Origin of the sequence: Paenibacillus albiflavus (assembly GCF_004344915.1) — a bacterium.
Taxonomy (GTDB): Bacteria; Bacillota; Bacilli; order Paenibacillales; family NBRC-103111; genus Paenibacillus_AM; species Paenibacillus_AM albiflavus.
In genome coordinates this window covers 23,582-37,305 of the sequence record NZ_SKFG01000014.1, presented here as the reverse complement: position 1 = coordinate 37,305, position 13,724 = coordinate 23,582, and the positions used below count along the sequence as shown (strand labels likewise).

17 protein-coding genes are annotated in these 13,724 nt (G+C 43.3%); 8 read left to right on the top strand and 9 right to left on the bottom strand.

Annotation, left to right across the window (positions count from 1 at the left end; genetic code table 11):
* The first annotated feature begins 106 nt into the window (after positions 1-106).
* Positions 107-589, top strand: coding sequence for an anthrone oxygenase family protein (locus E0485_RS14755; protein WP_132418832.1), 483 nt, complete (start codon positions 107-109; stop codon positions 587-589).
* A gap of 95 nt (positions 590-684) precedes the next feature.
* Here E0485_RS14755 and E0485_RS14750 read toward each other — a convergent pair whose 3' ends face one another.
* The gene (locus tag E0485_RS14750) at positions 685-1,155 is read right to left on the bottom strand and encodes a flavin reductase family protein (protein WP_132418831.1); all 471 of its coding nucleotides are present in this window, start codon (positions 1,153-1,155) and stop codon (positions 685-687) included.
* A gap of 45 nt (positions 1,156-1,200) precedes the next feature.
* The gene (locus E0485_RS14745; protein WP_132418830.1) at positions 1,201-2,268 is read right to left on the bottom strand and encodes a M24 family metallopeptidase; all 1,068 of its coding nucleotides are present in this window, start codon (positions 2,266-2,268) and stop codon (positions 1,201-1,203) included.
* Positions 2,269-2,494: 226 nt separating this feature from the next.
* Between E0485_RS14745 and E0485_RS14740 the strand changes: the two genes are divergently transcribed.
* Positions 2,495-3,886 carry a SpoVR family protein gene (locus E0485_RS14740; RefSeq protein ID WP_132418829.1) on the top strand — a complete coding sequence of 464 codons (1,392 nt, stop codon included), beginning with the start codon at positions 2,495-2,497 and terminating at the stop codon, positions 3,884-3,886.
* A gap of 48 nt (positions 3,887-3,934) precedes the next feature.
* Here E0485_RS14740 and E0485_RS14735 read toward each other — a convergent pair whose 3' ends face one another.
* Positions 3,935-4,300 carry an EamA family transporter gene (locus tag E0485_RS14735; RefSeq protein ID WP_132418828.1) on the bottom strand — a complete coding sequence of 122 codons (366 nt, stop codon included), beginning with the start codon at positions 4,298-4,300 and terminating at the stop codon, positions 3,935-3,937.
* Positions 4,301-4,432: 132 nt separating this feature from the next.
* Here E0485_RS14735 and E0485_RS14730 point away from each other — a divergent pair, with 132 nt between their 5' ends.
* The 3 genes from E0485_RS14730 to E0485_RS14720 are packed head-to-tail and all read left to right on the top strand — an operon-like array spanning position 4,433 to position 6,728.
* Entirely contained in the window at positions 4,433-5,668 is a 1,236-nt protein-coding gene (locus E0485_RS14730) for an ArnT family glycosyltransferase (protein WP_132418827.1), read from the top strand.
* Entirely contained in the window at positions 5,665-6,375 is a 711-nt protein-coding gene (locus tag E0485_RS14725) for a glycosyltransferase family 2 protein (RefSeq protein ID WP_132418826.1), read from the top strand. Before E0485_RS14730 ends, E0485_RS14725 begins: the two co-directional genes overlap by 4 nt.
* Positions 6,372-6,728 (top strand): DUF2304 domain-containing protein, encoded by a 357-nt coding sequence (locus E0485_RS14720; protein ID WP_132418825.1) that lies wholly within the window; start codon positions 6,372-6,374, stop codon positions 6,726-6,728. The genes E0485_RS14725 and E0485_RS14720 overlap by 4 nt, the downstream gene beginning before the upstream one ends.
* A gap of 61 nt (positions 6,729-6,789) precedes the next feature.
* Here the strand turns inward: E0485_RS14720 and E0485_RS14715 are convergent, their stop codons facing one another.
* Positions 6,790-7,350, bottom strand: coding sequence for a GNAT family N-acetyltransferase (locus E0485_RS14715; RefSeq protein WP_132418824.1), 561 nt, complete (start codon positions 7,348-7,350; stop codon positions 6,790-6,792).
* A gap of 165 nt (positions 7,351-7,515) precedes the next feature.
* Here E0485_RS14715 and E0485_RS14710 point away from each other — a divergent pair, with 165 nt between their 5' ends.
* Both E0485_RS14710 and E0485_RS14705 read left to right on the top strand, forming a co-directional pair.
* Complete coding sequence (locus E0485_RS14710; protein ID WP_132418823.1) at positions 7,516-7,737, top strand: hypothetical protein; 222 nt, start codon at positions 7,516-7,518, stop codon at positions 7,735-7,737.
* A 64-nt stretch (positions 7,738-7,801) separates the two neighbouring features.
* Complete coding sequence (locus E0485_RS14705) at positions 7,802-8,563, top strand: polysaccharide deacetylase family protein (protein ID WP_235857585.1); 762 nt, start codon at positions 7,802-7,804, stop codon at positions 8,561-8,563.
* A 69-nt stretch (positions 8,564-8,632) separates the two neighbouring features.
* On the opposite strand, the gene E0485_RS14700 is transcribed toward E0485_RS14705, so the two are convergent.
* From E0485_RS14700 to E0485_RS14690, 3 genes are all read right to left on the bottom strand, one after another.
* A complete protein-coding gene (locus tag E0485_RS14700; RefSeq protein WP_132418822.1) occupies positions 8,633-9,337 on the bottom strand; it encodes a pirin family protein in 705 nt (234 codons plus the stop codon).
* 7 nt (positions 9,338-9,344) lie between these two features.
* Entirely contained in the window at positions 9,345-10,124 is a 780-nt protein-coding gene (locus tag E0485_RS14695) for a pirin family protein (RefSeq protein ID WP_132418821.1), read from the bottom strand.
* Between the two features lie 114 nt (positions 10,125-10,238).
* Positions 10,239-10,688 carry a MarR family winged helix-turn-helix transcriptional regulator gene (locus tag E0485_RS14690; RefSeq protein WP_132418820.1) on the bottom strand — a complete coding sequence of 150 codons (450 nt, stop codon included), beginning with the start codon at positions 10,686-10,688 and terminating at the stop codon, positions 10,239-10,241.
* Between the two features lie 205 nt (positions 10,689-10,893).
* On the opposite strand from E0485_RS14690, the gene E0485_RS14685 reads away from it, so the two are divergent.
* Positions 10,894-11,952 (top strand): D-alanyl-D-alanine carboxypeptidase family protein, encoded by a 1,059-nt coding sequence (locus tag E0485_RS14685; protein ID WP_235857584.1) that lies wholly within the window; start codon positions 10,894-10,896, stop codon positions 11,950-11,952.
* Positions 11,953-12,012: 60 nt separating this feature from the next.
* Here E0485_RS14685 and E0485_RS14680 read toward each other — a convergent pair whose 3' ends face one another.
* Complete coding sequence (locus E0485_RS14680; protein ID WP_132418819.1) at positions 12,013-12,681, bottom strand: bifunctional 2-keto-4-hydroxyglutarate aldolase/2-keto-3-deoxy-6-phosphogluconate aldolase; 669 nt, start codon at positions 12,679-12,681, stop codon at positions 12,013-12,015.
* Positions 12,682-12,718: 37 nt separating this feature from the next.
* Positions 12,719-13,696: a sugar kinase gene (locus E0485_RS14675; RefSeq protein ID WP_132418818.1), complete on the bottom strand. Its 978-nt coding sequence runs from the start codon at positions 13,694-13,696 to the stop codon at positions 12,719-12,721.
* Between the last annotated feature and the right edge of the window lie 28 nt (positions 13,697-13,724).

Sequence of the window (13,724 nt, the reverse complement as noted above, 5' to 3'; positions counted from 1 at the left end):
TTGTTAAGAGTTATGTCCTAACAATTAAGGGCTTTGATGTTGTTAAAAAATGTAATTTTGTATTAAACTTATTATTGTACAGGCAAATCATGATTGGGAGGTTTCTATGGATAAATTGGTGCTCGGAATCACCTATTTCTCAGCGATAGGGGCAGGATTGATAGCAGGCATATTCTTTGCTTTCTCTAACTTTGTCATGACTGCTTTAGAACGACTACCGAAGGCTCAAGGCATTGCTGCCATGCAGCAAATCAATGTTACGGTGCTGAATCCTCTATTCGGATTCTTGTTTGGTGGAACCGCCATAGCATGTGTGGTCCTTGCAATCGTATCCTTCTTTAAACTGAGTGCACCAAGCGCCAGCTTCACGCTTGCGGGATGCTTGCTGTACTTGGTTGGCTCATTTCTCGTCACGATTATATGCAACGTTCCACTCAATGACGCATTAGCCGCAGTTGATCCTACAGCAGAAGCAGGCTCTAATGTTTGGAGCCTTTATTTGGATCGTTGGGTTGTTTGGAACCATGTGCGAACAATTGCATCCCTCGCATCCCTTATTTCATTCATTCTCGCCATTCGGTATAAATAGACAAATGAAAAACTACCCTGTCAGTCGCATTCGATCGATAGGGTAGTTTTCTGATATCCGCCTGGCCTAATCTGCAGCAAGTTCTGTACACTTAATCAAGCTTCCGCCTTATCAAACTTCCTATACTTCCCTGAGTAGAATAACAGCGGTTCAGCATCCATACTTCTTAAATACTTGACTTCTCCAATAAACAAGGTGTGATCCCCCGCTTCATGCGCCTGATACACATCGCATATGATGGTTGCCACCGAAGATCGAAGTACAGGCATATCTTCAATCCATTCAAAATCGATGTCACGCTCCTCCTTTATTTGTCCTGCAAAATACATCGACATATCCTTCTGATCCTCAGTCAAAATATTGACTGCAAACTTACCCGACTCCTTAATTTTGCCCAGCATTCTTGCTTTATCGCCAATAGATACGAGCACGAGCTTAGGGTTCAAGGATACTGACATAAATGCGCTAGCCGTCATCCCATGCGTTACGCCATCGATACTCGTTGTAATAACAGTAACACCTGTAGCAAACCTACCCATTGCTTTTCGAAAAGCTTGATCGTCCATCTTACAAGACCTCCTATTCGTATGAATGAGTTACAACACCAGAGTTTACAGGGTAATGAGTTGTTTGGGAGCAGATGTGATTACCTCATTGCCTGTTGTTGTAATCAAAACATCATCTTCTATTCTTACGCCACCTAGCTTAGGAATATATATCCCAGGCTCTACCGTCATCACCATACCAGCTTCCAGCTTCTTAACGGATCTGGTCGCAAAGAACGGCTCCTCATGGATATCAAGCCCAATCCCATGCCCCGTTCCATGGCCGAAGTAAGGACCGTATCCTCGCTTGCTGATGAACTCATGCGCCATATCATCGACTTCCTTGCAGCTAATGCCCGCTCGTAGCGTTTCAATAGTCGTCAGTTCCGCATCTAATACGATTTGGTAAATTTCTTTCAACTGCTCGCCAGGATCGCCGACCGCGACCGTCCTCGTCAAATCAGACCGATATCCCTTATAGGTTGCGCCGAAATCCAAGGTTACCATCTCGCCCGATGCAATCTCCTTATCGCTTGCCACCCCATGCGGCAGCGCAGAACGGTAGCCAGAAGCTACAATTATGTCAAAGGACGAAGACTCTGCTCCCTGTTGTCTCATCGTGAACTCCAAGTGATTCGCAACAGCCTTCTCCGTTACACCAGGACGTATGAATTCTACTATTTGAGAAAAAGCATAATCCACAATCTGGGCAGCCGTACGAAGCTTCGCGATTTCATCGGTTGTCTTAATCATTCGCAAATGCTCAACCGCTTCATCTGTCGGAACTAGCTCAGCCTTTATCTGCTCCTGATACTTCGTATACGCGCTAAACGTCAGGAAATTCTGCTCAAACCCGAGTTTCGTAATTCCCATCCGATTCGCCTCCGCCGATACGGTTTCGTAAGGCACTCTGGAATCCTTATACTGAATCACGTCGAACTGAACAGCCTGAGCCATCGCCTGTTCCACATACCTCGTATCCACCAGCAGCTTCGCATCATCCTTTGAGATCAACACCATGCCCGCCGTCCCAGTAAAATCGGTCATATACCTGCGATTCGTCGGACTCGTAATTAACATGCCATCAATGCCAAGCGCAGCAAAGCGCTCCCTTAATCGGGTTAATTGATCCATCCTGAAGCCCTCCTTGAATAATCTAACGATTAATTTAAAGTAATAGCCTAAGAATTGAAATATTACATCAATTTATTAGCTTCGAGTAAGGTTGTGAGGATTCCTGCTTATGGTAGGAAATCTAACGCATATCATTCTCCCGCTCCTCTCACATAACCCCACATCTCCTGAATATATTGGTTAAATGAAAGTATTTAGGGTTGTTGTATGATGAAGGAGGTAAGCTATGACGGACCGTCATGATCTGATTAAGCTCGAAGAGGCGATTACGCATATTACGGAAGTCGCTGAGCAGTTTGGACTCGATTTTTATCCGATGCGATATGAGATCTGCCCTGCGGACATTATCTATACGTTCGGTGCTTATGGGATGCCGACGCGCTACTCGCATTGGAGCTTTGGGAAGGCCTTTAATCGGATGAAAACGCAATACGACCTCGGTCTTAGCAAAATATATGAATTAGTGATCAACTCGAATCCATGCTATGCTTTCCTGCTTGAAGGCAATTCTCTAATCCAGAACGAGTTAATTGTAGCTCACGTGCTAGCGCATTGTGATTTTTTCAAGAATAATGCCCGTTTCTCCAAAACTAACCGAGACATGGTCGAAAGTATGTCAGCCACTGCAGATCGTATACGACAGTACGAGCTTGAATATGGCACGGAGCAAGTCGAGCAGTTTATTGATACTGTGCTTTCGATTCAAGAGCATATCGACCCGACCATCACGATCCCTTATGAAGAAGCAGAGCGACGCAATCGCCATAAGCATTCCAAGCTGCATGAGCCGAATAAATCGAAATCAGAGCGCACAATGGGTTATGAAGATCTATGGGACCTCGATCAACTATCAGATAAGAAGGTTCAACCAACAGAAGAGAACAAGCGATTCCCTGCACAGCCTGCTAAGGATTTACTGCTATTTATTGAAGAATATGCACCTGATCTTGCGGAATGGCAGCGTGATATCTTAACGATGCTTCGTGATGAAATGCTGTATTTCTGGCCACAGCTAGAGACGAAAATCATGAACGAAGGCTGGGCATCCTACTGGCATCAACGAATTATGCGCGAGCTTGAGCTTACAGAGGAAGAGTTAATTGAATATGCAGCCCTCAATTCTTCAGTCGTTATACCATCTCAGAACAGCTTGAATCCCTATTATCTGGGTTTAAAAATTTTCGAAGACATCGAGAAACGCTGGGGCCGAGAGAAAATATTTGAGGTACGCGAGCTCGACTCCGATACATCCTTCATCCGCAACTACTTAACCAAAGAATTGGTTGAAGATTTGGATCTGTATGTTTTTGAGAAGAAGGGCAACGAGTGGAAGATCACGGATAAGACATGGGAGAATGTGCGCGATCAGCTTGTTTATTCCAGAGTGAATGGCGGGTTCCCGTACATCGTAGTAACTGACGGCGATTATGAGAAAAAAGGGGAGCTGTACCTCATACACGCATACGAAGGAATCGAGCTTGATCTCAAATATTTAGAGAAAACATTGCCGAATATCCAGCGTCTATGGGGCAAAACCGTACATCTCGAAACGATTGTGGAGGATAAGAAGGTTCTGTTCACAAGTGATGGGAAGAAACAATCGCGGAAGTTTCTATAAACAACAAACCAGCAGCCACGGGATTTTATCCGAACTGCTGGTTTTGGTTTATTTGGCCGAGAATCCAACCATTGCGACACCGATTAGAATGACTAGGCAACCTGCAATTTTCATCCAGGACAAGCTCTCGCCAAAAATAAAATACGCACCAAACACCGAAATTAAATAAGCAAAGCTTTGCATCGGATAGGCGACCGAAATTTGTACCCGCGTAAGAATAAATAACCATAGAACGGTCGTCAAGCCGTACAAGACTAGACCACTTAATATGAAGGGTGAAAAGATGAGTTCGATAATGCTACGCAAGCTTTCGAATGGGTTCACCTTGCGTTCGAGTCCTATTTTCCACAAAAATTGTCCTGTAACCAGTGTGATCGCATTGAAGATAATTAAACCAATATTCGCCAAGCTCATTTAAGTCATTCTCCTTATCTCAGCCTTGTACGACAAAGCTCGCTAAATATATTTTACAAAATTTATTGCTTCCATGAACGTAATTTGATACCGTGTTATTTGTCCCAAGTAATTATTATAGAAGAGGAATGTATGAATAACATGTTAACGAGTATTCGACAATCAAGCAAATATTTAATTGTGATTATTCTTGTACTAACCTTATGGATTCGTCTTGATTATATCTCCCATTCTGAGTTCAAGCCTGTGGAATACGATCAGAAGAATTACTCCGATATGGCAGTACGCTTACTTGATGAAGGTATCTATGGATACAACAAGGAAGGGATACCTGACTCACGGGTTACGCCTGGTTATCCATTGTTTGTGGCAGCGGTATACAAGATATTCGGCTATTCCGACATCCATGATGCTCAAATGAACCTGAGATATGTCCAAGCTTTCATCGCGCCTATCTATGTATGGTTCATTTATTTGATCGGATTAAGGCTTTTTAATCGGCCTGTCGGACTTCTTGCCGCGCTAGCAGCTGCTGTATATGGAACCTATATCTGGATGGCTTCGTTATTATTAACGGAAACCATTTTCATGATCAGTATGACAGCACTGGTCTACTTCCAAGTACGCATGATGCAAAATAATCAGATGAAGGATCACCTATGGGGTGGCGCCATATTGGGTATAATGGTTCTCATCAGGCCGAATTCCATCATTCTGGCAGTCACACCTTATATTCTAATGATGATTAAGCATCGCAAGCTGTTTATCAAGCAAATTCTATGGGGTGTTGGAGCTTTCGCTGTTATCATGCTGCCTTGGTGGATTCGTAATTTCATTACGTTCCATGAGATCATTCTCATCTCCAATGGGGTTGCCGGTAACGCTCTATTAGCAGGAACTGATCCTTATTTCTACAAAACAATCCCTTGGAATGATATCAAATTCGAAGATCAGGGTAAAGTCGCGATTGAAAGAATTAAGGAAGGCTTGCGAACTAGACCGTTATTCTGGATTCAATGGTTCACAGTCGGCAAAACAAGCTATATGTTCCTCAAAACCTTCTATTTAGGACCATATCCAATGTATGTATCACCATGGTATGCAGAGTTCATTAAGTTCTTACACAAAGCTTACGTCTTTATTGGAATCGGAGGCGGATTAATCTCCTTATTCTGGAATCGCGCTGTTCTGTTCTTGTTTATTAACTTCGGCTTATTGCTAGTCGTACATCTAATGTTTATACCTGAAGCCCGCTATACAATTGGGATGATGCCTTATTTAATGCTGATTACAGCTTATCTGCTCGTAACTGCTGTTAAATTCATCTACCAATTGATTGCAGGCCGTAAATTGGAGGGTTCTCTTTGAAAGTCCTAATTATCATACCTGCATACAACGAAGAGGCTTCCATCGCAAATGTAATACAAGCTATTCGAACCAAGGCTCCAGAAGTCGATATTGTCGTCATTAATGATGGTTCCAAGGATAATACCGCAGCAGTTGCCAAAGCGACCAAGCAAGCTCATGTGATCACACTACCGCTTAACGTCGGGATTGGCGGTGCGATGCAAACAGGGTATATGTATGCGAAGAAGCATGATTATGACGTCGCGGTTCAAATGGATGCAGACGGTCAGCATGACCCAGCCTATCTGCATGAACTTCTGGACGCTTTGAGTAAAGGCGAAGCCGATTGCATGATCGGCTCACGTTTTATCCAAAAGACAGCTTATCGCTCTAGTATTTCTAGACGAACAGGGATCTTGTTCTTCACATGGCTGCTTAAGCTAGCTACCAAAGAGCGGTTCACCGATCCAACATCAGGCTTCCGCGCTGCGAATCGCAAGGTGATAGACGTGTTCGCCAATTACTATCCGGATGATTATCCCGAAGTGGAGACAATCGTACTGCTTCAGCGGCTTGGATATAAAGTGAAGGAAACTTCCGTGCTCATGCATAGTCGCGAGACAGGAGCCTCCTCCATAACACCGCTCAAATCGATCTATTATATGATCAAAGTATCGCTTGCTGTGTTCATGACCTTACTTCGAACTGTTGGGAGGACAAATGGATGAATATTTTTCTCGTATCATTCGTATTCTGTCTCTTCTTCCTATTTGTTGTAATCGATCTGATCCGTCGCAAACGACTTGAGGAACGCTATTCGATACTCTGGATTGTCATCGGTCTGCTGATGCTAATCCTATCGATTTTCCCTGATTTCCTGGAGACTATTTCACAACTATTGGGCGTCGTCTACCCGCCATCTCTACTCTTCTTCCTTGGCTACGTATTCGCACTAATTGTTATTTTGCATCTTACGATGGTTGTCTCCAAGCTGCATCGCCAAATGACTCGGCTCATTCAAGAAGTTGCCCTGCTTAAGAACGAGAAAGAGGAAGCCCAAAAAGAGCAGGAGCAAGCATAAATAATACAAAAAAAGAAAAGAAGCTCTCACGAAAACCGTGAGAGCTTTATTTGAATATAAATTACCCGATTTCCTTAATCATGCGCAAGAAATCATAATCGCCAATCTTAATGCGATCCGCTGGTTTATAGCCCATCTTCACATATAAGGCATGTGCACCTGGGTTATCTTTATCTACTAGAAGCGATAGCTTCGAATAACCTCGTTCAATTCCTGTCTGTTCAAAAGCACGCATTAATTCCTTCGCAATCCCTCGTCCCTGGTAGCTATCGAGTACAGCGATGCAGTCAAGGTAATACTCGTCTTCATTTGCTTCCTTCGATAACGTAACATCCGTTCTTCCTAGCACCTGTTTAAGTCGATCGATGATCGGCTTATCTAACAATTCTGCTTGGCTCCCGTGATAAGATAACAGGAATCCAACGACCTTGCCGTCAAGCTCCTTCACAATCGTATTCTCATAGCTCAAACGGTTTCCTTGTTGCCCAAAATAACGCTCAATGACTTCAAGCATCTCGGCATCATCATCTGTACCCGCCATCGTATTGGCTATGGTTCCTATTGCACTATGAATTAGTTCTACAACCTGCTTAGCATCCGCTGGTCTAGCTGCTCGTATCATGAATGAACCTCCTGTCTTGCTAATAAAGATAACTTCAATTCAATTATCAGGTAAAAGCTACCTAAAGTAAATTGTCCCAATATTCTTTGTTAATTTTGAATAGATTGTGAATTGTTGGACAGCATCTCACCTGTCAGAGTATTATAAGAAGAGAATAATTCTCGAATGGAAAGGGTGTTCCGCTTGGACTCACTTACGATTGATAAAGCTATCACAATGCCGATGTTCCTCGTTATTATCATTTTCATATTATTAATTGGCACACTATTTAGCCTAGGTACGCTAAGATTATTTCAACAGCGTAAACGCTTTGGATTCATTTGCTTTGGCGGAGGAATTATTAGTTTGGCCGCATTCATATTTATAGCTAGTTTTTGGGTAATCTAAGAAGGATGAAAGCCTCCGATCATCGGAGGCTTTTGTTATACATACGGAAGCGAGGCGGACAGCCATGCGTTGTTATCAGATATTTAGATTAGTCACCAGCTTGCTCATCATCCTATCTGTACCGTCTCTAACCTATGCCTCATCGACTACTTCCGAATCCATTCATCAACCGACAAGCCGATTCGTCTCTAAAATGTCCATCCATCATGGCCCCGATGAAAAGCCGTACAAAGCTGCGCTTACTTTTGACGATGGCCCTGATCAAGTATTCACCCCGCAAATACTCGATCTCTTGAAACAAATGAAAGTGAAGGCGACTTTTTTTGTCATCGGTAAAAATGCAGCTAAATATCCAGAGATCATCAAGAGAATTGAAAATGAAGGACATATCCTAGCGAATCATTCATGGGATCACGCTAACTTTCACCATTTAAATGAATACCAAATCAAAAAAGAAATTATGCAAACCGATCAATTATTAACGAGTATAACGGGACATAAACCGCTATTGTTCCGTGCGCCATATGGGAATATTACTTCAAGTCTGGAAGTTCAATTAAAATCAATGGAACATCTACTTATCGGCTGGTCAGTCGATACAAGGGATTGGGCAGGTCCAGACGTCCCAACGATCCTGCAAACAGTTACCAAACAAATAAGGCCTGGTGGCATTATTCTACAGCATTGTGCAAGTGGTCAGCAGGTCAATCTCACGAACACCATAGAAGCGCTTCCGCTTATCGTCCAGAAGCTGACGAAGGAAGGTTATACATTCGTAACCATCCCTGAGCTTCTATCAACCCAAGCCTATAAAATGGAACCGTAACGGATTACACGCAAGAAGAAAGGCTTGCCTTCCACATAGAAGACAAGCCTTAATTTTATTTCAAACACATTAAACTAAATCAATCAACATGAATTTTGCATCTGCGCTTGCTTTAATTTTTAGTTCCGAAGTATCCGTAATACGAGCTGAATCTCGTTTCGCAAGAACATGTTCATCGTTTAAAGTAATTTCGCCTTCAAGAACGAATACAAATATTTTGCGGCCTTCTGGCTGTGAATAATCAATTGTCTGATTAGCATCCAGCTCTGCCAAATAAATAGTCAAATCTTGATGGATAGAAGCAATATTTTCTCCCTTTTGAGATTTAGATACAACTGGAAGCAAATTATTCTTCATTTGAGCTGGATCATAGCTCGTTTGCTCATAGGAAGGCGTTAGTCCTCTTGTATCAGGAATAAACCAGAGCTGCAAGAATTGTACTTCTTCCGAATTTGATGGATTCATCTCGGAATGAACAACCCCAGTTCCCGCTGTCATGCGCTGGATGCCTCCCCAAGTTGTCTGTTCTGAGCGACCTGTGCTATCTTGATGAGCTAAGTGACCTTTAAGCACGATCGAAACAATCTCCATCTCTTGGTGTGGATGCGCACCGAATCCTTTGCTTGGCGCAACTGTATCATCATTTAGGACGCGTAAATGTCCAAAATTCATATTTGATGGATCATAGTAATCTGCAAAAGAAAAACTAAAGTTACTTTGTAACCACCCATGATTGGCATGGTAACGGCTGTCTGCTGGATATATTTTAATCATAATAATCTTATCTCCTTTTTGGATATAATGGATAATCTACCTGGATTGGCACTTCAATTAATATAAGCCTTGATCCTTCATTCAATCCTGCCTGAATACGAATATTTTGCTCAACTGCTTGATCTGATTCAACTACTACAAAATCCTGTTCAAGAAATTGCACTGACTTATCAGCATCCTGCATAGTTGCCGAATCACCCTGTACGGCCAGAACAGCAAGTGCTCGGTTTGGTTTCAGAACGTGGTTGTAAGTTGCACCACTGTTCATATGCATATCCCACATTTGAGCATCAGCGACTAATTGAATGGGAGCATCTTCCCCGATAACAGTCTTGATCAGAACACCATCTTGCTCCTTACTTGTGAACTGCTCATGTTCATATTGGCTATAAGCTGGCGGACGCTTTAGAGCTTCTGCAATATGCGGCTCGAACCAAATTTGGAACAGCTCTGCCTTTGGTCCGACAAGTCTTTCATTATGCGAAACACCTGACCCCGCTTGAATTAATTGGACACCACCCTTGCCAACAATACTCTTGGTTCCAAGTGAGTCACCATGATGCGCTTCACCCTGCACAACATAAGTCAGAATTTCAAAGGCTTGATGGGGATGAGAATCGATATAACCTTCTTGCTCCGCAAATGCCCATGCCCAGTAAAATAGGGAACCAATTCGAGTTACAGCAGAACCTTCCCGCGGAAATCCAATTGGTTTGCGCTCTGTAATTGTTCCTCCATCAAAAGAACCTGTTGCTTGCTGGTCCACTGAATATACGTTGATTTTCATTCATTTCCACCACCCTATATCTCATATTAATATATTTTGAAATTAAGATATTGTAGGAAAAGAAATGCACTGCCTTCACAGTGACATTGACTTTTCTCCGGTATCCTATAATCGCTATAACTTATTCTGCGCATACTTGCCCAGCTTTTTTAACAAATACGTTGCCATTTCTTGTTCAGCAGGTACTAAACCGCTAACCGTCTCATGAATCATCTCGGCATGTGCAGGAAAAATGTTATCCATTAGCTTCTTGCCTTCCTCCGTGATAACCGCATAAATAATGCGGCGATCCTTGCTGCAAGCCTCCCGAACGAGATATCCCTTCTTCTCTAATTTATCAACAACATAAGTAATGCTACCGCTAGATAGAAGAATTTTCTCACCGATTTGTTGCAGTGGATGTTGACCTTTATGATACAATAGTTCAAGTACGCCGAATTCGGTTGGATTAAGCGAGTATTTGCGAATATCACGCTGAATATTCTCTGCAACGGCATTATATGCACGAGACAGTACAACAAACAATTCTAAAGCCGCATCTTTGTCTTTGTCCTTTGTCTCCATTAGCAATTCACCTCGCTTACAATTTGAATATCTTTAATTTAAGATAATTATATTTAAAACATTTTCGTTTGTCAACTGTCATTTTCATAAAAAGAACTTCTTCCTCACAATATGATTCTGTACTTCGACCATGTTATAATAGATCAGCACAAATAGCCTTATTTAGACAAGATAAAAGGGCGTTCAATAGGAGAGTGAAGACCCAGTGAAATCAAAGCGTTACAATGCATTATTCATTGCCTTGCTTGCAGCTTCATTATTGCTTACGGCATGCGGCGGAGACAAGGAAACGAGTGAAACGAATGCTAATGCATCACCAGCCCCGGTAGAAAGTGTGAAGCCAAACAAACTGACATCACTTGAAGTACCTCAAGAGCTCATATTAGAGCCAGGTGCCGAAACCATATTAACGGTTATTGGCGTGATGAAAGATGGCAGTAAGGCAGATGTTGGACATGCCAAAGAGATTAACTATGAATCGAGCAATTCAAAACTCATTAACGTAAATGCCGATGGCACGATGGTTGCATCTGCAACTGCCAATACAGGCGATACAGTGAATATCACAGTCAAGCTGCATGATCAAACTGCAACAACTCAAGTTACGATCAAAACATCATTGCAAAGCTCAGCTAAACCTGGTGAAGGAAATAAAGTCGTCGTTACGAACCCAACTGACCGTGTTGTTGTCGTTAATAAAGAACGCGCTTTGCCAGAAGGATATGTACCGCCAGATTTAGTTTATCCAAATGTAAAGTTCCCTTATAATGATATGGTTGATAAACGCAAAATGCGTTCCGAAGCTGCCAAAGCATTAGAAAACATGTTTGAAGCAGCCAAAAAAGAGAACGTTGAGCTTGCAGCGGTATCAGGTTACCGTTCATATGCCACACAGAAGTCCTTATTCGCTCATTACGTACAGGTTCAAGGCTTGGAAGTAGCTTCACAAGTCAGCGCCAAAGAAGGATTTAGTGAACACCAGACGGGACTTACGATGGACGTATCAAGTGCTAGCGCCAAGTTCCAATTAGAAGAGTTCTTCGGTGAAACGAAGGAAGGTATGTGGCTTGCTGAGCATGCACACGAATATGGCTTCATTATTCGTTATCCTAAAGGCAAAGAACAAGAAACTGGCTATGCTTATGAACCATGGCATATCCGTTATGTAGGTGAGAATGTTGCTTCAGTGATCAAGGAGAAAAACATCATCTTGGAACAATATTTTGATGATGCTGTACCTGTTCAAGGAACAACTAACAAGTAGTATATAAATAGCAAGGCACTACCTTCAGCAATTATGCTAATGGTAGTGCCTTTTATTATATTAGAATAAGTTCCTCGCTTGCTTTAACGCCTCTACATATTCCCTTGCCTTCGTTTGGACGAATGAATAGTCATCTGTAGCGTCGGCATCCTTCGTTAAATCGGAACCAATGCCGACGGCGAATGCTCCAGCTTGTATCCAGTCCCCAAGGTTCGTTAGATTCACGCCGCCAGTTGGCATAATATTCGCTTGTGGCATAGGCCCTTTAATGTCTTTAATCATGCTAGGGCCGAATTGATTGCCTGGGAATAGCTTGACCACATCCACGCCTAGATCAAGTGCTTCTTGGATATCTCGAATCGTCATAACGCCTGGCATAATCGGCACACGATATCGATTGCATAGTTTGACTGTATCGAGATGAAGAGAAGGACCAACTACGAAATCTGCTCCGCTTAGAATCGCTGCGCGGGCCGTTTCTGAATCAAGCACAGTACCGACACCGATGACGGCATTGTAAGCAGGATCCGAATGATTCCATGCATAACGACTCGCAAGCTCTTCTATCGCTTTGAGCGCATGGGGAACCGTCATCGTAACCTCTATGACCTTGATTCCGCCAGCAATCGCTTGCTCAGCTAGTTGAACGACTTGCCTCCAGCTATCGCCTCTCAGTACGGCAACAACACCTTCTTGATGAATCCGCTGAATGATGCTTATTTTTTTCATGATCTTATCATCCCTTTACTTGTAGGCTAGGACCAGTTTAACGCTCAACATGCACTTTAGCGTTTAATTTAGCTTCCACTTGCGCAGCGGTCGGCAGCCCCTGCCAATCCCCCTCTGTCTGAATCACCATGGACCCAAGAAGATTGCCCAAACGCACTGCTTCCTCATGGCTGTATCCCCTCAGTAGTCCGCTTAAGAAGCCAGCGCAGAACGCATCGCCTGCGCCCACCGTGTCGATAATACGGTCGACACGGTAATACGGAACAGGGGTGACTGTGCCCTGTTCAATCAAGTACGTTACGTTGTCGCCACCTTTGACAACGCAGGTGTTGTTCAGCTCTTGGAGTTTACCGAAGATAACATCGACATCTTCGGTTGCATACAAGAGCTTCAGTTCATCTAAGCCCGGGAGGAAGTAATCCGCTTCCGCTGCAAGCGGCAGCAGTACTTCACGGGCTTCTTCAATGCTCCAGAGCTTCAGTCGCAGATTGGGGTCAAAGCTGACCTTGACCGCATGTTTACGAGCGAGTCGCACGGCTTCGATCACGGTCTGACGGGCGGACTTGCTAAGCGCCGTTGTAATTCCTGTTACATGCAGAATGCGTGCACCAGCAATATACGACTCGTCAAGCAATCCATAGGACATTAGGCTTGCTGCAGATGAACGGCGATAATAATAAACGGAGGTTTGACCCGCAACAACTTCTCGCATCATGATGCCAGTACCCGCTTCACTTATTCGATGTACACGAGATACATCGACACCTTCACCGCGAAGTGTTTTGACAATTATCGTGCCAATCGGATCTTCACCCAGCTGAGAGAACCAACCTACCTGATGTCCAAGCCGTGCGATCCCAATGGCTACATTACTCTCCGCACCGCCGAATGTGCATTCGAGTGTGGGGCTGTATTCAATGCCTTTGTTCCCTTCTGGCAGCAGCAAAGCCATTGATTCACCAAACGTAATCACATCAGGAGAAGTGCCTGCAACAATCTGATTCTTGTCGTTCATGAATAATCCCACCTAGTCTCTATTCATC

Coding starts and splice junctions, on each gene's coding strand:
- E0485_RS14755 (WP_132418832.1), top strand. CDS start 107: ATGGATAAATTGGTGCTCGGAATCACCTATTTCTCAGCGATAGGGGCA.
- E0485_RS14750 (WP_132418831.1), bottom strand. CDS start 1,155: ATGGACGATCAAGCTTTTCGAAAAGCAATGGGTAGGTTTGCTACAGGT.
- E0485_RS14745 (WP_132418830.1), bottom strand. CDS start 2,268: ATGGATCAATTAACCCGATTAAGGGAGCGCTTTGCTGCGCTTGGCATT.
- E0485_RS14740 (WP_132418829.1), top strand. CDS start 2,495: ATGACGGACCGTCATGATCTGATTAAGCTCGAAGAGGCGATTACGCAT.
- E0485_RS14735 (WP_132418828.1), bottom strand. CDS start 4,300: ATGAGCTTGGCGAATATTGGTTTAATTATCTTCAATGCGATCACACTG.
- E0485_RS14730 (WP_132418827.1), top strand. CDS start 4,433: ATGAATAACATGTTAACGAGTATTCGACAATCAAGCAAATATTTAATT.
- E0485_RS14720 (WP_132418825.1), top strand. CDS start 6,372: ATGAATATTTTTCTCGTATCATTCGTATTCTGTCTCTTCTTCCTATTT.
- E0485_RS14715 (WP_132418824.1), bottom strand. CDS start 7,350: ATGATACGAGCAGCTAGACCAGCGGATGCTAAGCAGGTTGTAGAACTA.
- E0485_RS14710 (WP_132418823.1), top strand. CDS start 7,516: ATGGAAAGGGTGTTCCGCTTGGACTCACTTACGATTGATAAAGCTATC.
- E0485_RS14705 (WP_235857585.1), top strand. CDS start 7,802: ATGCGTTGTTATCAGATATTTAGATTAGTCACCAGCTTGCTCATCATC.
- E0485_RS14700 (WP_132418822.1), bottom strand. CDS start 9,337: ATGATTAAAATATATCCAGCAGACAGCCGTTACCATGCCAATCATGGG.
- E0485_RS14695 (WP_132418821.1), bottom strand. CDS start 10,124: ATGAAAATCAACGTATATTCAGTGGACCAGCAAGCAACAGGTTCTTTT.
- E0485_RS14690 (WP_132418820.1), bottom strand. CDS start 10,688: ATGGAGACAAAGGACAAAGACAAAGATGCGGCTTTAGAATTGTTTGTT.
- E0485_RS14680 (WP_132418819.1), bottom strand. CDS start 12,681: ATGAAAAAAATAAGCATCATTCAGCGGATTCATCAAGAAGGTGTTGTT.
- E0485_RS14675 (WP_132418818.1), bottom strand. CDS start 13,696: ATGAACGACAAGAATCAGATTGTTGCAGGCACTTCTCCTGATGTGATT.